Raw genomic sequence first — 20,161 nt, 5'->3', positions numbered from 1 at the left:
GGTCTATAGTCTGTAGGGGCGCAGCACGCTGCGCCCTTTATAGAACCAAGCCGTCATTACGAGCACAGCGAGGAAACCTTTAGGGCATAGCATACTAAGCCTGTTTGTAATGCCCTAAAGGTTTCCTGCTCACGGCTACGCCGCTCGCTCGGAATGACAGCCTGCTTGGAGCAGTCCCAAAGCCTGTTTGCGCCTGCACTTGGGGATTGCTTCGTTGTTCAGCGGCTGTGCCGCTTCACGGCCTCGCAATGACAGGCTGGGGTAGGGCACAGCATGCTGCGCCCGTCTTGCCTTTTGTCATTCCGACGAGGCGTAGCCGAGGAGGAATCCGTTAAGGCTGGTTTCTCAACCTTCCACTCTGTTGCTCACTGCTTGAGTTTGCTGCACTACCCTTAATTCACAAAGCCCGGGTAGGCGCGGCCGGCGGCCCATACCAGGAAGGCGGAAACCAGCAGCAGCACCGCGAAATCGGTGCCCAAACCAAAATGGCTCTCGCCGCCCTGCAGCATAAAGGTGCGCAGTGCATCGACCACATAGGTGAGCGGATTGAACCGGGAGATGGTCTGCAGCCAGCCGGGCATCATCTCGATCGGGTAGATCGCATTGCTGGCGAAGAACAGTGGCATGGTCATAAACTGGCCAATGCCCATAAAACGCTCGCGCGTCTTAACCTTAATGGCAACGAACAGCGAAAAGGTGGAGAACAGCACCGCCCCGAGCATAACGGTGACGAAAGTGCCCACCAGGCTGAGCAGGTGAAAATCCAACTGCACGCCGAGCACATACGCCAGCGGATAAATGATCAGAATCTGCGAAATGCCGCGCACCCCGGCCGAGAGCCCCTTGCCCAGCACCAGCGCCGCTCGCGGCGCCGGACCTGCCAGAAACTTGTGGATGATGCCCAGGTCGCGCTCCCAAATGATCGAGATGCCATAGAAGATCGAGATGAACAGCATGCTCTGCGCCAGGATGCCCGGTGACATGAATTCCAGATAGCCGATCTCGCCGGTGGGGATGGCGCGTACGCGCGCCATGACCTGTCCGAAGATCAGGATCCACAAAACCGGCTGCGCCGCCCGCGTCAGCAGGTCCGTAGGCTCGTGGCGCAGCTTGCGCATCTCCATCTCGGCAATGTTCAGCGTCTTGCGGATAAAGTACCCGATCCTGGCCAGCAACCCGGGCTGTGCGCTCGGCAGATGATGTGGGGTGGCGATCTCAGTCATTTCATATCCTCGTGTATTCGAAATTCGGGTGCCCAGCCCAGCGCCTGGAGCGCTTTCTGGCTGGATACGGCACCATCGTCTTCGGCAATGTTGTAGATGCCCGCCGCGCCCAGGCTGAGCGCCTTGCGGGCGGCATCCGCCGCGGCATGCACATGCACCGGGCCGCCGCTGGGCGGCGCCGCCACGCCTGTGCCGGGGCCGTAAAAATGCCCATAGCGCAGTACCAGTCCGGTCAACTGCGCCTGCAAGACTTGCTGCTCCAGTTGGCGCACTGCGTCAACGGTGCCTTGCTGGCTGGCGTCCTCGCTGAGCGGGTCGTGCTCCACATGAGGTGTGGCGCCCGGCGCGTAGATGAACGCAATGCTTTGCGCCACCATGCGCATCACGCCAGCCGCCTCGGCCGCCGCGATCAGGTTGCGCGTGCCGCGGATACGCAGCTCGGCGTTGCGTTCCAGCAGGGCCGGGCGTAGCGCCGGCTCGTGAATGCCGCGTAGATCGGTGAGCTGGTGGATCACGGCGTGCGGCGCGGCCTGCTGCAGCGCCGTATCCAGGGCGGCGGCGTCAAACACATCCACCACACAGGGCTCGGCGCCCAGTTGTTGCAGCAGGGCCGCCTTGGCCGGCGTGCGCGTAGCGGCTACCACCTGCCAGCCATCCGCCACCAACAGGCGCACCAGCGGCTGGCCCACCGCGCCGCTGGCCCCGGCCACGAAGACGCGCCGCGGCTCAGCCGACGCGTTGGGCATTGATCCGCGTCCGCGCGGTTTGGATGTAGGTGCCGCCCGCCTCGATGGCGGCCCCGGCGTAATGAGTGAAAACATCATCCAGGGTGGCCGCGCCGCTGTTCACCGCCGCCTTGAGCTCTTCGGGGGTGCCCATCGCCGCCAGTTGCCCCTGATGCATGATGGCGATACGGTGGCACAAGCCATCCGCTTCTTCCATGTAATGCGTGGTCAGCAGGATGGTGGTGTGGAATTCCTCGCGCAGGCGTTGGATGTGTTCCCATACCGAGGCACGCGCGATCGGGTCCAGCCCGACGGTGGGCTCGTCGAGGAACAGCACCTTGGGGCGGTGGATCACCGATTGGGCGATCTCCAGTTTGCGGATCATGCCGCCTGAATAGGTCTTAACCATTTTTCTGGCGGCCGCTTGCAGGTCCATCATCTCCAGCAGCTTGTGAATGCGCTCTTCGCGCACCGCCGCCGGCAGATCAAAGATCTTGGCAAAGATCAGCAGGTTCTCGTAACCGGTCATGTTGCCGTCGGCGGAGAGCAGTTGCGGCACGTAGCCGGTGGCGCCGCGCACCAACGCCGATTGGCTGTGCACATCGTAGCCCGCCACGGTGGCCTGGCCACTGCTGGGCGGCAAGAGGGTGGTGAGCATTTTGATCATCGTGGTCTTGCCCGCCCCGTTCGGACCGAGCAGGCCAAAGATCTCACCTTCTTGCAGCGAGAGCGATACGCCATTTACGGCAGTAAAGTCGCCAAAACGGCGCGTTAACTCATGGGTCTCAATCACGTTCATGCAGATTACTCCTTGGAAGAATCCGGGCGGCGTTCAAAAGCGGCCCGCAGGATTTGCATTGCGGTTTGCAGGCTGGCTTGCTCGGCGGCGGTCAGATGGGCCAGTTGCGCGTCCAAAAATTCGCGCGTGTGCTGGCGCGTGGTTTGAATGCTCTCCTCGCCTGCGGGCGAAAGGCGCAATTGCACGCGGCGGCGGTCTTGCGCATCCGCCTGGCGCGTGGCCAGCCCGCGCTGCACCAGGTGCTCCACCAGCTTGCTCGCCGCCGGCGCCTCTACGCCTACGAATTCGGCTACTTCGTTAAGCGCGCAGCCGGGGTTGCGGTTGATGTAGGCCAGGGCGCGAAACTGGGGCAGGGTCAGATCGGGGTCACGTAGGGCACGGAAATTGCGCCGGATGCTGCGCATCACCATCGGCACGGTGTCGAGCACTTCACTGGCGGCGGTAGGGCGGTGGGCTTTGGTCATTAGTTATATTTGGAAACTATTTGATAATAAATATATCTTAAACGTGGGCGGCATGTCAATCAAGGCATCGGCTAATCCATTAATCCGATTGCCATTGATTGCCGTTTGATTCGAGTCTATTTACAATCTCAGTATGACGGATGATCTTTTGGCCCAGCAATTGGCCTACTACAACGCCCGCGCCCGTGAGTACGACGAATCGGTCAACCATACCGGGCGCTTTGCCGGGCCGAGCGACCCCGCCGTGGCTGCCGAGTGGGCGCGCATCCAGCAGCGCCTGGCGCAACTGCCCGTGGTGGAGCACACCCTGGAGCTGGCTTGCGGCACCGGCCTGTGGACGCGGCCGCTGCTGGCGCTCAGCCAGCACATCACCGCCGTAGACGGCGCGCCCGAGATGCTGGCCACCCACCAGGCTAAGCTGAACTCGCCGCGCGTGCGCTACCAACTGGCCGATCTGTTCGCCTGGCAGCCGCAAACCCAATATGACCTGGTGTTCATCGCCTTCTGGCTCTCGCACGTACCGGCAGACCGCTTGGCCACCTTTTTGCAGCAGGCGGCCGCCGCGGTGCGGCCGGGCGGGCGCATCTTCATTGCCGATGAGCCCGCCGCTGGCAAGCAGCTCTCCGGCCCGCTCGAAAACGAGCACGAGCAAACCCGCACGCTGCACAACGGCGCAACCTATCGCATCGTCAAGCTCTATCACGACGTGCCCGCGCTCCAGCGCCAGCTCGCCGCGCTCGGCTTCAGTGATATGGATGTGTGGCTAGGGGATTATTTCTTTTCACTGACTGCAACTAAAGTAAGCGATTAACTGATTAGTTGATTAGTTGATTAGTCGATTACTCGACCAATCGACTAACCGACCAACCGACCAGCCGACTAATCTACAATACAATATCCCCATGCCCGCAGACTTCGCCACTGGCCCCATCGTCTGGCGGCCAACCCCCGACTATATTAAAAACGCGCGCCTCACCGAATTCATGCGCGCCCACCACATCGCCAGCTTTGATGAGCTGATGCAACGTTCCACTAGCGATGTCGCCTGGTTCACCGATGCCGTGCTCAAGTTCCTGGATATCCAGTTCTACACGCCCTATAGCAACGTCGTTGACCTGAGCCGTGGCATCGCCTGGCCGCAGTGGTGCGTGGGCGGCGAGATGAACATCATCCACAACTGTCTGGATAAATACCAAAGTAGTCCGCACAAAGACCGCCCCGCGCTGGTATGGGAAGGCGAAGACGGCGCCAGCCGCACCCTCACGTATGCGCAGCTTCACGCCCAGGTCAACCAGGCGGCCAATGCCCTGCGTTCGCTGGGCATTGGCAAGGGCGATGCCGTGGGCATCTTCATGCCCTTGGTGCCCGAGATCGCCGTGGCCCTGCTCGCCGTCGCCAAAATCGGCGGCATCATCCTGCCGCTCTTCTCCGGCTACGGCGTGGATGCGGTCGTTAGCCGCTTAGCAGATGGAGACGCCAAAGCGCTCTTCACCGCCGATGGCTTCCCGCGCCGCGGCAAGCCCGTAGAGATGAAATCCATCGCCGATGCCGCCGCGGCGCAGTTGCCCGCCCTGCAGCACATCATCGTGCTTGACCATGCCAAGCTGCCCGTGCCCTTTGTGCGCGGCCGTGACCACTGGTGGCACGAGCTGGTCGATACTCAATCGCCCATCGCCGAAACCGAGCGCACCGCCGCCGAAGATCCGCTGATGATCATTTACACCTCAGGCACCACTGGGCGCCCCAAGGGCGCGCTGCACACGCATTGCGGCTTCCCGGTGAAAGCCGCGCAAGACATGGCCTTCGGTACCGATGTGCGCCCCGGCCACCTTATCTATTGGATGACCGACATGGGCTGGATGATGGGGCCGTGGCTGGTCTTCGGCGCGCTGCTGCTCGGCGCCACCTTCTTCCTCTTCGATGGCGCGCCGGATTACCCGCAGCCGGATCGCACCTGGGCACAGGTCGCCCAGCACAGCATCACCACCCTCGGCATCTCACCCACCTTGGTGCGTGTGCTCATGCCGCTAGGCGACGCGCTGCCCAAAGCGCATGACCTAACCAGCTTGCGCTACTTCGCCTCCACGGGGGAGCCGTGGAACCCCGACCCGTGGCTATGGCTCTTCAACACAGTGGGGCAGGGCAAACGGCCCATCATCAACTACTCCGGCGGCACCGAGATTTCGGGCGGCATCGTCATGGGCAATCCCATCCTGCCGCTCAAGCCCACCGCCTTCGCCGGGCCGTGCCCCGGCATCGCCGCCGATGTGCTCGACGAAAACGGCCACTCCGTCACCGGCCAGGTCGGTGAGCTGGTCATCAAAGCTCCCTGGATCGGTATGACCCGCGGCTTTTGGGGCGACCCGACCCGCTACGAGGACACCTACTGGTCACGCTGGCCGGATACCTGGGTACATGGAGACTGGGCCGCCCGAGACGAAGACGGCCAGTGGTACATCCTCGGCCGCTCGGATGACACCATCAAGGTGGCCGGCAAGCGCCTCGGCCCAGCCGAGGTCGAGTCCGTGCTGGTCGCGCACCCCGCCGTGGTGGAGGCTGCCGCCATCGCCGTGCCGGATGAGCTCAAGGGCAATGTGGTCGTGGCGCTGTGCGTGCTGGCGCCCGGCGCCGCCGGCGGCGAAGCCCTGGCCGCCGAACAGCTGGCCTCTCAGCTACGCAGCCTGCTGGCGGATGCACTCGGTAAGCCGCTGGCGCCGAAGGAGATTCTCTTCGTTTCAGACCTGCCCAAGACGCGCAATGCCAAGGTCATGCGCCGCATGGTGCGCGCTGCCTACCTCGGCCAAGACCCGGGCGATACCTCTTCGCTGGTGAACCCGCAGGCCGTGGAGCACATTCGCAATGCCGTTAAACGATTAGGTGATTAATCGATTTTCGGTTAATCTATCTGCTCATATCTTTACCTATCCTTTTACCGTGGTGACTATGACCAACAAATATATGGAAGTTCGCAAATCGCCGATCCATCGCTATGGTGGCTTTGCGATCACAAAGATTCGCAAGGGCACGCGCATCATCGAATATCAAGGGCAGCGCATTACTCCCGAAGAGGCCGATGAACGCTATGCCAAGGCTGGCCCGCGCAGCATTGTGGTGCTATTCAATGTAGATAAGAAGACCACCATCGATGCCGGTGTGAATGGCAATGACGCCCGTTTTATCAATCACTCGTGTGACCCTAACTGCGAGGCGGTGGATGACAAAGGCCGCATCTTTATCGAGGCCATCCGCACGATTGCGCCCGGCGAAGAACTCTTCTATGACTACAACCTCACCCGCAGCAAAGACGATGCGCCCGACGTAGACAAGATCTATCGCTGCCGCTGCGGCGCCGCCAATTGCCGCGGCAGCATGCTGGAGCCACTCAAGACCAAGAAGCCTGCCGCCAAGAAGCCTGCATCCAAGAAGGCGGCCGGTAAGCAGGGTAAAGCCAGGAAGTAATCTGGCCGTTGCGTTGTTACAAGCCTGCCTGATTTCATGAACATACTCGTTGCTTCGATTGTTTACGCGCTCAGCGCGTCGATTGCCTGGGGCGTGGGCGATTTTGTCAGCGGCCTGACGGCGCGCCGCATCGGCCCCTTGCTGACCCTGATGCTGTCGCTGCCGATCGGCTTCGTCGCCGCGCTCTTGGCCGCGCTGGTCACCGCGGAAGCGTTCACCTCCTGGGCCGACTTGGGCTGGGGCATCCTCGGCGGCCTGGTAGGCACCGTGGGCTATGTCGCCATGCTACGCGGCTTTGCGGTGGGGCGCATGGGCGTAGTCTCGCCGGTGGCGGCAGCCGTCGGCGCGGTGGTGCCCGTGCTGTTCGCTATCCTGAGCCTGGGCGTGCCAGGCCAGCAGCAGTTGCTCGGCTTCGGCGTGGCCTTGCTCAGCATTTGGCTGATCTCCCCGCGCGGCGGCGCGGCGAGTCAAAACTCTGGATTGGGTTTGGCGCTCCTCGCCGGTCTGGGCTTCGGCTTGTTCTTCACCGCCCTCGGGCAGATCAGTGCCGCGGCCACCTTCTGGCCGCTGGCCGCCAGCCGCCTGGTCTCCAGCCTGGCGCTGGCCGCCGTGTGGTTCGCAGGGCGCAGCCAACTGCCCACCCGCAAGCTGCCGGTGGGGCTGCTGATCGGCTCCGGCATCGGTGATGTGCTCGGCAACTTTCTGTTCCTGCGCGCCGTGCAAGCGGGCCGCCTGGATATTGCCGCCGTGCTGGTCTCACTCTACCCCGGCATCACCGTGCTGTTGGCGCGCATCATCGAGAAGGAGCACCTCAGCCGCTTGCAGGTCTTCGGTGTGCTCTTGGCCTTACTGGCCGTGGCGCTGATTACCGTGTAGAAAGCCTTAACCACAAAGACACAAAGAGCACAAAGGTTTTTGCGGTGCAGGGGAGGAGTGCTCAGTCAGTTTGCATTCTTTCATATCATCAACGCGGGGTTCACTGAAGCCCTGTTTGGGCTGCACGAGCCAGACCCTACAGTCTGAGGGGGTTCTTAGGGGGAACTAGCAGTTCCCCCTAAGCGGGGCAAGGGGCGGAGCCCCTTAGGCGAAGGAAAAATTAAAGCTCGCCAAGCTATAGTGCTTTGCGCTGGAATACGTCTTCATCGTATCCAACGCAGGGTTCACTGAAGCCCTGCTTAGGTTGCACGAGCCAGCCGCTACAGTCCGAGGGGGGGTTCTTAGGGGAACTGCTAACACGAAGTGTAGTTCCCCCTAAGCGGGGCAAAGGGGCAGAGCCCCTTAAGAAAGATCAAGATTTAAGCGCAGCGAATACTTCAGTTTTGTTTCTTGTGGTGAGGCATTTTTTACCATTCCACCGGCTCAATCCCATATTGCTGCAAATAGGCATTCGTCTTCGAAAACGGCTTGCTGCCGAAGAAGCCATTGTGCGCCGAGAGCGGCGAAGGGTGCGCTGACTCCAGCACCAGGTGCTTCATACGATCGATGAAGGCGCCTTTGCGGCGCGCATACGCGCCCCACAAGATGAATACGATGTGCTCGCGCTCCTGCGAGAGCAGGCGCAGCGCCGCATCGGTGAACTCCTCCCACCCCTTGCCCTGATGGCTGGCCGCCGCACCGCGGCGCACCGTCAGCGTGGCGTTCAGCAGCAGCACGCCTTGCTGCGCCCAGCGCGCCAGGTCGCCGCTGGCGGGCGGCTGGCTGCCCAGATCGGCCTGCAATTCCTTGTAGATGTTCTGCAGCGAGGGCGGCAGCGGCACGCCATCATTCACCGAGAAGCTCAGGCCGTTGGCCTGGCCAGGGCCGTGATACGGGTCTTGCCCCAGAATCACCACCTTCACCTTGTCAAACGGGCAGGCGTCAAAAGCGTTGAAGATCTTGCCGCCCGGCGGGTAGATGGTGAACTGCTTGTACTCGGCGCGCACAAACTCAGCCAGTTGGGCGAAATAGGGCTTCTCAAATTCCTCGGCCAATTTTTCTTTCCAACTGGTTTCAATGCGTACATCCATGCTGGAAGTATAAAACAGCGTAAATTCATCAAAAAGCAATCGATTTAATGATTAATCGATTGCCTTTGATCATGTGTCCAGTAGCTTGATATAAGCAATCAAACGCTAGCGTTTAAAAGAATCTATGGCATTACTTTCCGCATGCTAAATCTCGAAACCCTCTACGCCGTATTGCAGGGGCTGCCGGTCGAACGCCTGCAACACCTCAAAAACACGCCCTGGCTTTCCCTGTGTCGGCGTATCGAACGCCACCTCAAGGGCAACAAACCGCCGCTCGAAGCCATCCACGCCGCACTGGATGAATGCGGAGAATGGGAACGCCAGCACCTGCGCCAGGCACTGGCGCTGGTCGTGCCCGTGATGCAAATCCCCGGTCTGTCCTATCGTCAGCGTCAGGCGCTGGTGACGCTGCGCTACCTCGGCAGCGCCACGCTCGCCCAACTCAGCCACACCCTCATGGCCGACCGTAGCAACACCCACCGCCGCATGCAAGTGTTGGTGCGCCGCGGCCTTGCCCTCCGGTTCGCCCAGCCCGGCGGCGTGTGCTACATGCCCATCACCCAGCCGCTCCCCAGAGAAGTAAAACGCGGCCTTCAACGCATCCTCACTACGCTCATCCAGGAAGCGACAACATCGACAACAGCGACAACAGCGACAACACCGACACAACCGACCTGACCTACAACACCGACAACACATTGGCACGCTGGCGCGGCTCTGGCTTTCCGATTAATCGATTGCTTTTGATTGCCCGGCATGGAGTTAGAATCTGAGAAAGTCTTTTAAAAAGGAGCCTTCTCAATGAATTTTGAACTCAGCCAGGAGCACAAACAATGGCAGGCCGCCGTGCACGATTTCGTCGCCAGGGAAATCAAGCCCAAGGCGCGTGAAGTGGATGAGCGCAGCGAGTTCAACTGGGAGGCTGCCCGCAAAGGCGCCGCCCTCGGCCTGCTGGGTATGCACATCCCCGAAGCCTATGGCGGCGCCGAGCTGGATACGCTCAGCATCGTGCTGGCCGTTGAGGAGATGGGCTGGGGCTGCGGCAGCACCGCCCTGAGCATCGGCGCCCACAGCGCCCTCGGCTGCGCGCCCGTGGCGCTCTTCGGCTCTGAGGAGCTCAAACAGAAGTACCTGCCCGTGGCCGCCGGCGGCAAAAGCAAGCTGGCCGCCCTGGCGCTCACCGAACCCGGCGCCGGCTCAGACCTGGGCGGCGGCGTGCAAACCCGCGCCGTGCGTGACGGTGATAGCTGGGTCATCAACGGCAACAAGATGTGGTGCACCAACGCCTCCATCGCCGATTTCATTGTCACCCTCGTGCGCACCGGCGAGCGTCACAGCCTTATCCTCGTACCCACCGACACGCCGGGCCTCTCCATCGGCCCCGCCGAAAAGAAGATGGGTCTGCACGGCTCGCCCACGCACGCCGTCAGCTATCAGGATGTGCGCGTGCCCGCCGGCAACCTGCTGGGTGAGGAGGGCAAGGGCCTCGCCTACACCTTCGCCACGCTGGATGGCGGCCGCGTCGGCATCGGTGCGCTCTCCGTCGGCCTGGCGCGTGCGGCGCTCGAGGAAGCCATCAAGTACGCCAAGCAGCGCAAGACCTTCGGCCAACCCATCGCCAACCACCAGGCCATCCAATGGATGCTGGCCGATGCCGAGACGCAGCTCAGCGCGGCGCGCTTGCTGGTCTGGCAGGCCGCCTGGAACAAAGACAACGGCAAGCCCTTCGCCAAGCAGGCCGCCATGGCCAAGCTCTTCGCCACCGAAGTGGCTGAGACGATCTGCCGCAACGCCATCCAAATTCACGGCGGCTACGGCTACAGCTCAGAATTCCCCGTGGAGCTCATCTACCGTGATGCACGCCTAATGACCATCGGCGAGGGCACCAGTGAGATTATGCGCATGGTCATCGCCCGCCACGTCATCGAGGAGTAGAACGTGTGAATAGGGGGCGAAGGTCAATCCGCTTGCCAGAGTATGACTACGCGTCAGCGGGTGGCTATTTTGTGACGATATCTACACACAAGCAGGCCAATCTATTTGGCCGCATCATTGATCAAAAAGTAAGCCTCTCTGCATTCGGAGAGATTGCAAAAAGTTGCTGGCAAGCGATTCCAACACACTTTCCACAGGTGATTATCGATCAGTTCATAGTGATGCCAAATCATATGCATGGCATCCTGTTTATCAAGCCACAGCATGCTGCGCCCCTACGGCAAGATGGATTGCAAGTCACGCCAGGCTCTCTCGGTGCAATTGTGCGCTCATATAAAGCTGCAGTAACTAAGCAAATCAGAGAACTACAAAGTGCTCCTGCGTTGATTGTATGGCAACGTAATTACTATGAACGCGTAATACGAGATGAGGTTGAGCTTGAACAAATGCGATTTTATATCCTACACAACGCTCTCCCGCATTAAGCTGCGACCGCAAACGGAGGGCGCCACTGTGTCATCCTGAGCGGGTGCTGAGTTCACCACCCGAACGCCGAACCCACCCCAGCGAAGGATCCTCGCGGGCATATCTTCTATGCGGCGCGCATTTCAAACCGTGCCAACAGACCTATCATGCACCAGGCCCGCACCCACAAATACCCAATCCTCGTGTCATCCTGAGCGGGTGCTGAGTTCACCACCCGAACGCCGAACCCGCACCAGCGAAGGATTCTCGCGGGCATATCTTCTATGCGGCGCGCATTTCAAACCGCGCCAACAGACCTATCGTGTACCAGGCTCGCACCCACAAATACCCAATCCCCGTGTCATCCTGAGCGGGCACTGAGTTCACCATCCGAACGCCGAACCCGTACCAGCGAAGGATCCTTGGTGGCATATCTTCTATGCGGCGCGCATTTCAAACTGCGCCAACAGACCTATCGTGCGCCAAGCTCGCAGTCACAAATACCCAATCCTCGTGTCATCCTGAGCGGGTGCTGAGTTCACCACCCGAACGCCGAACCCGCACCAGCGAAGGATCCCTACTGGCACATCTTCTACTTGACGCGCATTTCAAAATGCGCCCACAACGCTCTCGCGCATTAAACTCACGCTCACAAACTGCGGCACACATCTCCAATAAATTCGTTAGCGAACTTAACGAGGAGGCCTTATGCAGAAATCAACACTCTCACGCATCGGTGCATTAATCGCTTTGTTTGCCTTGCTGGTCTTGCCCTTGGCCAGTTGCGGTTCGGGTGACATCACTGGCCCCGGCTTGTTCAAGCTGGATGGCGCCGAGTTGCACAAGATTCTGGTCCTGGTCGCCGTCGTGGCCGCCGCCATGGCGGTGTTTTACGTTTCGCGCAACGCCCAGATCGGCTTGGGCGGCCTGGGCCTCGCGGCCCTGGCGGTCGCCGCCCTCATGGTAGTGCAAGACGGCAACGCCGACACCGCCGTGCGCTACGGCACCTGGGTCGCCGCGGGTGGCTTCCTGCTGGTGCTGATCGCCGGCCTGACCACGCCAGAGACCCGGCCTGTACCCGTACGCAAGATGCCCGCCAAGCGTGCCGCGCCTAAGAAGGCAGCGCCCAAGAAAGCGGCGCGTAAAAAGACGACGCGGCGTTAGATAATAGTATCGAGTAACAATCAAAAAGCAATCGATTAATCGATTGCTTTTGATTGTTACTCGATACTTGACCTGTAGCAAAATCACCGCAATTGAAACGCAACGAATTTTTCCCACGCGCATTATATAATCAAGCCACTATGCAAAAACTACGCGCATGGCTCCCTGTGGTCGCTTCGCTGGTGCTGGTTGGAATTGTGGGCTGGGGCATGCTCCAGGTCCTCGGCTTGGTGCGTGATACCGCCGCCGCCAGCCTCAACCCGGTGCAGCAACTGTCTGAGTCGGTCAGCACCCAGGTCGCCAATGTGTTGCATCCCACCCCCACGGTGATCCCCGACCCCGTCACCATCGTGCACGAGGTGCGCAGCATGGCGCGCCTCGAAACCATCCAGTACTCGGTGGAGAAGATCATTAGCGCCGAAACGCGCCAGGGCCTGTTCGGCTTCCTGGTGGGCGACCGTATCCTATTCGTCGCTCACGGCACCGTCATCGCCGGCGTAGACCTGCAGAAGTTGCAGCCCGAAGATATGCGCGTGGAAGGCGGCGTGCTGTATGTCACCCTGCCGCCCGCCGAGATCTTCGTGGCCACGCTGGAGAATGACAAGTCCTACGTCTACGATCGCGAGCAGGGCGTGCTCACCCGTGGCGACCAGAATCTGGAGACGGTAGCGCGCCAGGCCGCCGAAGACGAGATCGAAGCCGCCGCCCTGGCGGACGGCATCCTTGCCCAGGCCCAGGTCAACGCTGAGAATTTCCTATATCGCTTTTTCTTACAGTTGGGTTTTCCAGAAGTGATTTTTGAGTAAAACAAAATCCATTAATCGGTTAATTATTTAATCAGTTGAGATATTTGATTGCTTGTGATTAACTGACTAGGGGATGAGTTACGCCCGTTCCACCCACGCCGCGCTCGCGTACTGCTGCACTTCCCATTCACAATTCTTGTCATTCCGAACCGAGCGCAGCGAGGGAGGAATCCGTTGTGCGCCTGTTTCAAACTATTCTGTTCTGTGTTAATGGCGGATTACTCGCGCTTATGCCCGTTCCATCCACGCCGCGCTCGCATAACGCTGCGCTTCCCATTCGGCGGCGGCCGCCTCTTCCTCAGCGCTAAGCTCGCCTTCCACCAACTCAATATTCAGCTCTTCTGCAAAACCTTGCATGAAGGCTGCCGCCGCCTCGGCATAGCTTGGCACGCGCCCCAGGCCCTCTTCGGCCGTGGCGGCGCGCTGGCGCACGCGGGCGGCACTCTCCTCGCGCTCGGCCTCGCTGGCATACACCAACGCCTCGGTGATGCGCGCAATGTCGCCATACAGCGGCAGGCTGCCGTGCTGCAGCACGCCGCCTTTGCGGCGTGCCTGCGCGCTGCCGATGAGCTTCTTGCCGCCCAGGGTGATCTCGTAATCCGAGGGCACTTCAAAACATACCGGGCCGGCGTCGCCGCTGCCCGCTGGCAGCAGATGCTGTGGCTGCTGCTGCACCGCCAGGCCCAGCACAGCCAGCGAGCGCATCAGCGCGCCCGAAATGCGCCGGTAGCTCTCCAGCACACCGCCCGCCAGGCGCGGCTCGTCGTTGGCGCCGATCACCGAATAGGTCAGCTCATCGATATGCAGGATGGCGCGGCCACCCGTGGGGCGGCGTACCATGCCCCAGCCGTGCGCTGCCAGGCGCGCCGTATCCACATCGGCTAGCGGTTGGCCCAGGCCCAGCGTCAGCGTGCCCGGCGCCCAGTCGTATAGGCGCAGCGTGGGCGGGGCTGCGCCCTTGCGTGCCAACTCCAGGATGGCATCATCCACCGCCATGTTGCGCGTTCCACTGGCGGGTGCATGGCGCAGCAGGCGCCACTGGGCGCGCGGTAGCAAAGAACTCATGTGCGGGATTGTACTGGCCTACGGAAAATAAAAGCCGAGGTGGTTGGCCACCGGGCGTTCACGCCCTGGCACGCCATTGTGGATCGGCGTATTCAGAAATTCGGGCTGGCCATCTTCGCCGCGGATCACCAGAGTGCTGGAGCCACCGCCATCCATGTTCATGGCGTTGTACACGTTCTGCTCCATCATCAGGCCGGCCAGCTCTTTCTCGGTCACGCCCTCGCTATAGCCCGGCATGCGCCCGTCCACCACGATGATGACCATTTCGGTTCCAAACTGGTTCAAGCCGATAGCGGTGCGCGGTTCCGGTTCGCTGGATTTCAATCCATCCACTGGCTCTTGATGCCAAACCAGCAAGCGGAAGCCGGAGATGGCGTTGTAGAGCTTGTTCTCCAACACGTTGATGTCCGCGGCGCCATCCTCGTACAGATACAGGATCGGATGGGCACGCGCAGCTGCGGAGTACACGATGCTGCGCGAAGCAGCATAGCCCAGCGGGGTTACCCGGTCGCCGGGGTCGGGCTCGGAGCCGAATGGGCCCAGATCGAACCAGGGCGTGAAGCCATCGCCGTTGATTGCCAATAGCAAATTATTTTGTTGCAGGAAGCTCGAGGTGGTACGCGCCCCTAGCGGGCGGGCCGCATCCGGGTTGCCTTCGGTGACAAACGAGCGAATGCCATTCATTAGATCGATCTTGACCACATGGAAGACCAGCGGGCGCGGGGTTTGGCGCACCACGCGCATGTACTCAGCGCCAGGGAAGAGCTCGCGTGTCTCATAGTCTGGCTGGCTGCGGCCGATCCCTACAGGATTGAAGCGGCCAAAATCACAGGCCACGCTGGCCAGGGTCAGTGCCAGCAGCACTAACAGGGCGCGGCGCGCCGCGGATGGGGTCTTGGGTTTCATGTGCTCGATTGTATCGAGTAGCCGGCGAACAAGCAGCAATCTCTTAATCAGTTAATCAAAGGAAATCCGCGTGCTGGATCGGGTAGATTGCTTCGTCAGCGTTGCGCACAACGCTGACGAAGCAATTGTGATTAGTATCGATTAGTTTGATTAACGCATCAAAGGATTGTCATTGAACGCAGTGCCTATTGGCTTAGCGTTTGGCTGCTTTCGCAGGCTTAAGCTTCAACGCCTTCGGCTTGGCCGTCTTGCTCGTCTCCAGGCGCAACATTTCATTGAAAGCAGCAATGCCCACTTCGAGCATCTTGGCATCCGGTGGGCGCGTGGTCAGGCGCTGCAGCGCCAGATTCGGCGCCACCAGCACGCGCACCAGCGGGTTGCGCATGTTGGCGGCCGTGAAGCGCAGATATTCGTAGGCCACGCCCGCCAGCACCGGGATCAGCAGCACGCGCAGCAGCAGGCGCAGCAGCAGCGGCAGCGGGCCGATCAGCGTGAACACCAGGATCGAGAGCACGATCACGGTCAGCAAGAACGCGGTGCCACAGCGCGGATGCTCCAGCGGGAATTTGTCCACAGTCTTAGGGGTCAGTTTCAAGCCGGCTTCATACGCATGGATGGTCTTGTGCTCCGCACCGTGATAGCCGAACACGCGGCGGATCTCCTCCATGCGGCCCACGGCCCACAGATAGCCCAGCAAGATCGCCAGGCGTAGCACGCCTTCGAGCAGGTTGCCGGCCAGCGGGCTGAGCGTGAAGTAACGCTCCACCAGGTGGGCCAACCCGGCGGGCAGCACGAAGAACAGGCCGATCGCCATACCAAACGAGGCCAGCATGGTGAGCAGCAGCGGCGTGCCCTCCAGGGTTTCGTCTTCCGTCTCAGCTTGCACATTGGCCGAGAGCCCCAGCACGCGGCTGCCCAGCCCCAACGCATCCCACAACAGCAGCAGGCCACGCAGGAAGGGTACTTTGGCCCAGCGGCTGGTGTAGATCGGGCTGAGCGCTTCGCTGTGCAGCACGATCTTGCCCTTGGGGTCACGCATCGCCACCGCCATGAAGCGCGGCCCGCGCATCATCACGCCTTCGATAACAGCCTGCCCGCCATACAGGGGTTTAGGCCCAGAGCCATTGGCATTCACAGCGTGAATGCCACGCTCAGCCTTCGGTTTGTGAAGGCTGAGCATTAGTCAGCCAGGTTGTAAATAAAGTGGATCAACGAATCGATCTGCTTCTCCCAACTGGGCAAGTGCATCCGTTCGTTGGGCGAGTGCAACTGATCATCCGGCAGGCCGCAGCCCACGTTGATCGACTCGATGCCCAGTTGGCCCTGCAGGTGGCCCACCACCGGCACGCTGCCGCCCTCGCGGCGGAAGATGGGCTTCACGCCCCACACCGTCTCTTGCGCCTTGGCCATGGCTTGCACCGCGGCCGAGTCGCGCTCGGAGATGGAGGGCACCGCGTCGGAGATCAGCTTGAGCTCCCAACTCACGCCGGGGTCGATCGTCTTCTCAATGTACGTGCGCATCAACGCTTCGATCTCGAACGGGTCTTGGTCAGGCACCAGTCGGCAAGAGAACTTGGCCATCGCTTTGGCGGGCAGCACCGTCTTGGGGCCTTCGCCGGTGTAGCCAGAGAGCAGGCCGTTCACATCCAGCGTGGGCTGGGCCGTGGCACGCTCGTAGGCGCTGAAGTCTTTGTCGCCCCACAGGGCCTTGGAGCCAGACTGTTTGAGATAGAACTCATCGTTCTGCGGCAGGCGGCGGAAGTCCTCGCGTTCCTCCACCGAAAGCGTGCGCACCTTGTCGTAGAAGCCCGGCACCGTCACGCGGCCCTGGCTGTCTTGCATGCTGCCCAGCACGCGCGCCAGCTCATTGGCCGGGTTGCGGATCGTGCCGCCAAAGAAGCCGGAATGCAGATCCAGCGCCGGGCCGGTGATGTGCAGCTCAAAATAGGCCATGCCGCGCAGCCCGTAGGTAATGGTGGGCTGGGTGGGGCTGAGCATGCCGGCATCCGGGTTGAGCGCAAAATCAGCCGCGAAGGTGGCGGCATGCTTCTTGATGAATTTATCCATGCTCGGCGAGCCGGTTTCCTCTTCGCCCTCGATCATGAACTTGATGTTGACCGGCAGGCTGCCGGCGTGTAGCGCCGCTTCGATCGCCGCCAGGCTGGAGATCACCTGGCCCTTCATGTCCGAGGTGCCACGGCCGAAGAGCAGCTCGCCTTTTTCAATCGCTTCAAAGGGGGGTGTGTCCCACAGCTCCAGCGGGTCGGCCGGTTGCACATCGTAGTGGCCGTAGACCAGCATGGTCTTGGCGTCCGGCCCAGCGCCCTTCCACTCACCGAAGACCAGCGGATGGCCACCGTTATCGAGCAGTTGAATGTTCTCGATGCCCAGGCTCTTGAGCTTGTTCGCCAGCCATTCCGCACCGCGTTGGATATCGGGCTTGAATTGCGGGTCGGCGGAGACGCTGGGAATGGCCACCAGCTCGGCCAGTTCCTGGCGGAAGCGGGCGCGATGGTCTTTGGCGTATTGAAGGGCGGTGCTGCGCGGATCAGACATGGGGAGAATTCCTCTCAGAGTTGGAATGCTGCAGAGACTGCAGTGAAGGATGTATCGTAGCGGTGCTTCATATGGCGGTGGCCGCCTTCGTATTCTTCGTATTGGTAGGCAATCGCCTGTTGGCGCAACTGGCCGCTGAATTGGCGCGCACCGTAGAGCAAATTATACTCATCGTACCTGCCGCAATCGAGGTACAGCAGGTGCAGCGAGCGCAGCGCCTCAGCATGCTGCGCACCAGCCTGCGCGGCCAGCATGTGCAGCAGGTCGTGCGCCAGCCAGCGCTGCCAGATCTCGGGCCGCCAGGCGCCCGTGTGCAGATCGATCGGTAGGTCGAAGCCCAACGGCGCGTGTGCATTCGGGGCGTAGGCGGCGGCACTGGCCAGCAGGCTGAGTGCACTATACGGCGCCCCTTGGCGCAGCGCCGTAGCCGGGTCAGCCAGCAGCGTTTGCAGCCCGGCCAGCCCCACGTTTTCGTAATAGCGCAGCAGGCCGCCAAACTCGGGGCGATAGGCCAGCTCAAAATCCAGATCGGCGCTGTGTGCCGCCGCCAGGCCAAAGGTGCCCGGCTGGCGCATGGCGAGGCGCAGCGCCCCGTAGCCGCCGGAGCTGTGGCCCACCACGGCGCGGGCGCCGCGGGCGGGCAGGGTGCTATATTTACGGTCGATCACCCCCACCAGTTCCAGCATGGCGTCCTCGTAATCGCCCAGCGCGGCTGAGTTTAGGTATTGCGAGCCACCATAGCGCGTGCTGGCATCTGGCATCACCACCAGGGTGGGGCGCATCGCGCCAGAGGCGATCAGGCGGTCCAGCCGCTGCTGGATGTTCTCCTCCCACAGATCATCATTGAGAAACTTCAGCCCACGGTTGCCGAAGGCCGCCAGCAGGTAGATCACCGGATACTTGCTCTCAGGTGAGTAGCCCGCCGGCAGATACACTGGCACACGCCGCTCTACAGGGTCGTTCAGCGCGTTGTGCTCCAGGGCGATACTGTAGATGTTCTCAATGATGATTTGCGAGCCGGGCATGCAGTTCATTATATGATGTGTCGGCTGATAGAATTCCATCGGTTAATCCCTTAGTCCATTAATCTGCCGATGGATTAACCGATTAGTCGATTAACGGATTTGCAGGAGAATAACTTGTCCAAAAAACTTGCCATCATCGGCGGCACCGGTGCACTGGGCGCCGGCTTGGCCCTGCGCTGGGCGCACGCCGGCTACACCGTCATCGTCGGTTCGCGCACCGCGGAGAAGGCGCAGGCCGCCGCCGCGGAACTGAACGTTGAGCTGGGCCGCGAAAGCATCCAGGGTATGGAGAATGCCGCCGCCGTGGCCGCCGCCGAGCTGGCCATCCTCACCGTGGAGCAAGCTGCCCACGAGGCCGCGCTGGCCAGCGTCAAAGCCGCGCTGCAGGGCAAGATCCTGCTGGATGCCACCGCACGCCTGAGCTTCCCGGCGCTCACTCCACCGCCGGCGCCCGCCGCCGCCCGCCGTGCCCAGGAGCTGCTGGGCGCTGGCGTCATAGTGGCCGCCGCCTTCCAAACCGTGCCCGCCGCGGCGCTACGCAAGAACATCACCGCACCGCTGGATAGTGACGTGCTGGTCTGCGCCGATGACATGGCCGCGGTGGACGCCGCCCTGGAGCTGGTGCAGGCTGCTGGCCTGACCGGCTACTACGCCGGGGCGCTCGATAACGCTATCACCATCGAAGGGCTGACCAGTATATTGGTCAGCATGAACAAGCACTACAAATCACGCCACGGCACCATCAAGGTCGCCGGCATCCCCAAGCCGTAAGACGTGAAGCCGCTCGTCCTCACTCCACTGCAGGGCTTGCCGTTGGTGCAGCCCGGCGATGACCTGGCCTCACTGCTATTGGCTGCCCTATTGCGCCAAGGGCTGACCCTGCAAGATGGCGATGTGATCGTGCTGGCGCAGAAGATCGTATCCAAGGCCGAGGGCCGCTACCGCCACCTGGGCGAGGTCACGCCCTCGGCGCGTGCCCTCGAGCTCGCCGCGCTGACCGAAAAAGACCCGCGCCTCGTGCAGATGATTCTGGACGAGAGCAATGAAGTATTGCGCGCCCGGCCCGGCCTGCTCGTCGTGGAGCACCGCCTCGGCTTCGTCAGCGCCAATGCGGGCATCGATCACTCGAACCTGCCCGGCTCAGACGAAGACGCCTACCTGCTGCTGCCCCAAGACCCGGATGCCAGCGCCAGCCGCCTGCGTAGCGTGCTCGAACAGGCCAGCGCGGCCAAACTGGGCGTGCTCATCATCGATTCGCATGGCCGCGCCTGGCGTGAAGGCACGCTGGGCACCACCATCGGCCTGAGCGGCTTGCCCGGCCTGGTCGATCTGCGCGGCACGCCTGACCTGGCCGGCCGCCCGCTGCGCGTAACGCAGCTGGCCGCCGGCGACGAGCTGGCCGCCGCCGCTTCGCTCGCCATGGGCCAGGCCGCCGAGGGCTGCCCGGCCGTGCATGTGCGCGGGTTCCCCTACGCGTTGCGTGAAGCAACCCTGTCTGAGCTCTTGCGCCCGCGTGGGCGCGACGAATTTCGGTAAGATAGCCTTCTGGCTCATCGTCTGATT

At 61.6% G+C, this 20,161-nt stretch carries 21 protein-coding genes; 11 read left to right on the top strand and 10 right to left on the bottom strand.

Features of this window, described 5'->3' with window-relative positions; translation table 11 throughout:
- Positions 1-392 precede the first annotated feature (392 nt).
- Genes KF821_03310 through KF821_03295 form a run of 4 tightly spaced genes read right to left on the bottom strand, consistent with a single transcriptional unit; the run spans position 393 to position 3,211 of the window.
- On the bottom strand, positions 393-1,223 hold the full coding sequence (locus tag KF821_03310; GenBank protein MBX3004840.1) for an ABC transporter permease: 831 nt from the start codon (positions 1,221-1,223) through the stop codon (positions 393-395).
- Entirely contained in the window at positions 1,220-1,969 is a 750-nt protein-coding gene (locus KF821_03305; protein ID MBX3004839.1) for an NAD(P)H-binding protein, read from the bottom strand. The genes KF821_03310 and KF821_03305 overlap by 4 nt, the downstream gene beginning before the upstream one ends.
- Positions 1,950-2,747 (bottom strand): ATP-binding cassette domain-containing protein, encoded by a 798-nt coding sequence (locus KF821_03300; GenBank protein MBX3004838.1) that lies wholly within the window; start codon positions 2,745-2,747, stop codon positions 1,950-1,952. Before KF821_03300 ends, KF821_03305 begins: the two co-directional genes overlap by 20 nt.
- A 5-nt stretch (positions 2,748-2,752) precedes the next feature.
- Positions 2,753-3,211, bottom strand: a complete 459-nt coding sequence (locus tag KF821_03295; GenBank protein MBX3004837.1) for a MarR family transcriptional regulator — start codon at positions 3,209-3,211, stop codon at positions 2,753-2,755.
- Between the two features lie 133 nt (positions 3,212-3,344).
- Between KF821_03295 and KF821_03290 the strand changes: the two genes are divergently transcribed.
- The 4 genes from KF821_03290 to KF821_03275 all read left to right on the top strand — a co-directional run bounded on the left by KF821_03290 (position 3,345) and on the right by KF821_03275 (position 7,546).
- Positions 3,345-4,022 (top strand): class I SAM-dependent methyltransferase, encoded by a 678-nt coding sequence (locus tag KF821_03290; GenBank protein ID MBX3004836.1) that lies wholly within the window; start codon positions 3,345-3,347, stop codon positions 4,020-4,022.
- A 91-nt stretch (positions 4,023-4,113) separates the two neighbouring features.
- Positions 4,114-6,096: an AMP-binding protein gene (locus KF821_03285; protein MBX3004835.1), complete on the top strand. Its 1,983-nt coding sequence runs from the start codon at positions 4,114-4,116 to the stop codon at positions 6,094-6,096.
- A gap of 58 nt (positions 6,097-6,154) precedes the next feature.
- Positions 6,155-6,670: an SET domain-containing protein-lysine N-methyltransferase gene (locus KF821_03280; protein MBX3004834.1), complete on the top strand. Its 516-nt coding sequence runs from the start codon at positions 6,155-6,157 to the stop codon at positions 6,668-6,670.
- 36 nt (positions 6,671-6,706) lie between these two features.
- Positions 6,707-7,546: an EamA family transporter gene (locus KF821_03275; protein MBX3004833.1), complete on the top strand. Its 840-nt coding sequence runs from the start codon at positions 6,707-6,709 to the stop codon at positions 7,544-7,546.
- Between the two features lie 467 nt (positions 7,547-8,013).
- On the opposite strand, the gene ung is transcribed toward KF821_03275, so the two are convergent.
- Positions 8,014-8,676 (bottom strand): uracil-DNA glycosylase, encoded by a 663-nt coding sequence (ung, locus tag KF821_03270; protein ID MBX3004832.1) that lies wholly within the window; start codon positions 8,674-8,676, stop codon positions 8,014-8,016.
- 141 nt (positions 8,677-8,817) lie between these two features.
- On the opposite strand from ung, the gene KF821_03265 reads away from it, so the two are divergent.
- From KF821_03265 to KF821_03245, 5 genes are all read left to right on the top strand, one after another.
- Positions 8,818-9,354: a hypothetical protein gene (locus KF821_03265; GenBank protein MBX3004831.1), complete on the top strand. Its 537-nt coding sequence runs from the start codon at positions 8,818-8,820 to the stop codon at positions 9,352-9,354.
- A gap of 123 nt (positions 9,355-9,477) precedes the next feature.
- Positions 9,478-10,611, top strand: coding sequence for an acyl-CoA dehydrogenase family protein (locus KF821_03260; GenBank protein ID MBX3004830.1), 1,134 nt, complete (start codon positions 9,478-9,480; stop codon positions 10,609-10,611).
- Between the two features lie 32 nt (positions 10,612-10,643).
- Complete coding sequence (locus KF821_03255) at positions 10,644-11,096, top strand: hypothetical protein (GenBank protein MBX3004829.1); 453 nt, start codon at positions 10,644-10,646, stop codon at positions 11,094-11,096.
- Positions 11,097-11,784: 688 nt separating this feature from the next.
- A complete protein-coding gene (locus KF821_03250) occupies positions 11,785-12,240 on the top strand; it encodes a hypothetical protein (GenBank protein MBX3004828.1) in 456 nt (151 codons plus the stop codon).
- Positions 12,241-12,380: 140 nt separating this feature from the next.
- Complete coding sequence (locus tag KF821_03245; protein MBX3004827.1) at positions 12,381-13,046, top strand: DUF4230 domain-containing protein; 666 nt, start codon at positions 12,381-12,383, stop codon at positions 13,044-13,046.
- Between the two features lie 228 nt (positions 13,047-13,274).
- Here KF821_03245 and KF821_03240 read toward each other — a convergent pair whose 3' ends face one another.
- The 5 genes from KF821_03240 to KF821_03220 all read right to left on the bottom strand — a co-directional run bounded on the left by KF821_03240 (position 13,275) and on the right by KF821_03220 (position 18,598).
- On the bottom strand, positions 13,275-14,111 hold the full coding sequence (locus KF821_03240; GenBank protein ID MBX3004826.1) for a lipoate--protein ligase family protein: 837 nt from the start codon (positions 14,109-14,111) through the stop codon (positions 13,275-13,277).
- A gap of 18 nt (positions 14,112-14,129) precedes the next feature.
- Entirely contained in the window at positions 14,130-15,017 is an 888-nt protein-coding gene (locus KF821_03235) for a phosphodiester glycosidase family protein (GenBank protein MBX3004825.1), read from the bottom strand.
- 193 nt (positions 15,018-15,210) lie between these two features.
- Entirely contained in the window at positions 15,211-16,197 is a 987-nt protein-coding gene (locus KF821_03230; GenBank protein ID MBX3004824.1) for a DUF1385 domain-containing protein, read from the bottom strand.
- Positions 16,197-17,573: a dipeptidase gene (locus tag KF821_03225; GenBank protein MBX3004823.1), complete on the bottom strand. Its 1,377-nt coding sequence runs from the start codon at positions 17,571-17,573 to the stop codon at positions 16,197-16,199. Before KF821_03225 ends, KF821_03230 begins: the two co-directional genes overlap by 1 nt.
- Positions 17,574-17,587: 14 nt before the next feature.
- Positions 17,588-18,598 carry a hypothetical protein gene (locus tag KF821_03220; GenBank protein ID MBX3004822.1) on the bottom strand — a complete coding sequence of 337 codons (1,011 nt, stop codon included), beginning with the start codon at positions 18,596-18,598 and terminating at the stop codon, positions 17,588-17,590.
- A 114-nt stretch (positions 18,599-18,712) separates the two neighbouring features.
- Between KF821_03220 and npdG the strand changes: the two genes are divergently transcribed.
- Both npdG and cofE read left to right on the top strand, forming a co-directional pair.
- Positions 18,713-19,369, top strand: coding sequence for an NADPH-dependent F420 reductase (gene npdG / locus KF821_03215; protein ID MBX3004821.1), 657 nt, complete (start codon positions 18,713-18,715; stop codon positions 19,367-19,369).
- Positions 19,370-19,372: 3 nt separating this feature from the next.
- Positions 19,373-20,134, top strand: coding sequence for a coenzyme F420-0:L-glutamate ligase (gene cofE / locus KF821_03210; protein MBX3004820.1), 762 nt, complete (start codon positions 19,373-19,375; stop codon positions 20,132-20,134).
- Positions 20,135-20,161 lie beyond the last annotated feature (27 nt).

The organism is Anaerolineales bacterium (assembly GCA_019637755.1).
Taxonomy (GTDB): Bacteria; Chloroflexota; Anaerolineae; order Anaerolineales; family UBA11579; genus JAMCZK01.
The sequence above is the reverse complement of the archived record's forward strand: the minus strand, read 5'-3'. Positions and strand labels throughout refer to the sequence as shown.

Bases quoted from the DNA above. Each gene is read 5' to 3' on its own strand.
- KF821_03310 (MBX3004840.1), bottom strand. From the start codon at position 1,223: ATGACTGAGATCGCCACCCCACATCATCTGCCGAGCGCACAGCCCGGG.
- KF821_03305 (MBX3004839.1), bottom strand. From the start codon at position 1,969: ATGCCCAACGCGTCGGCTGAGCCGCGGCGCGTCTTCGTGGCCGGGGCC.
- KF821_03300 (MBX3004838.1), bottom strand. From the start codon at position 2,747: ATGAACGTGATTGAGACCCATGAGTTAACGCGCCGTTTTGGCGACTTT.
- KF821_03295 (MBX3004837.1), bottom strand. From the start codon at position 3,211: ATGACCAAAGCCCACCGCCCTACCGCCGCCAGTGAAGTGCTCGACACC.
- KF821_03290 (MBX3004836.1), top strand. From the start codon at position 3,345: ATGACGGATGATCTTTTGGCCCAGCAATTGGCCTACTACAACGCCCGC.
- KF821_03285 (MBX3004835.1), top strand. From the start codon at position 4,114: ATGCCCGCAGACTTCGCCACTGGCCCCATCGTCTGGCGGCCAACCCCC.
- KF821_03280 (MBX3004834.1), top strand. From the start codon at position 6,155: ATGACCAACAAATATATGGAAGTTCGCAAATCGCCGATCCATCGCTAT.
- KF821_03275 (MBX3004833.1), top strand. From the start codon at position 6,707: ATGAACATACTCGTTGCTTCGATTGTTTACGCGCTCAGCGCGTCGATT.
- ung (MBX3004832.1), bottom strand. From the start codon at position 8,676: ATGGATGTACGCATTGAAACCAGTTGGAAAGAAAAATTGGCCGAGGAA.
- KF821_03265 (MBX3004831.1), top strand. From the start codon at position 8,818: ATGCTAAATCTCGAAACCCTCTACGCCGTATTGCAGGGGCTGCCGGTC.
- KF821_03260 (MBX3004830.1), top strand. From the start codon at position 9,478: ATGAATTTTGAACTCAGCCAGGAGCACAAACAATGGCAGGCCGCCGTG.
- KF821_03250 (MBX3004828.1), top strand. From the start codon at position 11,785: ATGCAGAAATCAACACTCTCACGCATCGGTGCATTAATCGCTTTGTTT.
- KF821_03245 (MBX3004827.1), top strand. From the start codon at position 12,381: ATGCAAAAACTACGCGCATGGCTCCCTGTGGTCGCTTCGCTGGTGCTG.
- KF821_03240 (MBX3004826.1), bottom strand. From the start codon at position 14,111: ATGAGTTCTTTGCTACCGCGCGCCCAGTGGCGCCTGCTGCGCCATGCA.
- KF821_03235 (MBX3004825.1), bottom strand. From the start codon at position 15,017: ATGAAACCCAAGACCCCATCCGCGGCGCGCCGCGCCCTGTTAGTGCTG.
- KF821_03230 (MBX3004824.1), bottom strand. From the start codon at position 16,197: ATGCTCAGCCTTCACAAACCGAAGGCTGAGCGTGGCATTCACGCTGTG.
- KF821_03225 (MBX3004823.1), bottom strand. From the start codon at position 17,573: ATGTCTGATCCGCGCAGCACCGCCCTTCAATACGCCAAAGACCATCGC.
- KF821_03220 (MBX3004822.1), bottom strand. From the start codon at position 18,598: ATGCCCGGCTCGCAAATCATCATTGAGAACATCTACAGTATCGCCCTG.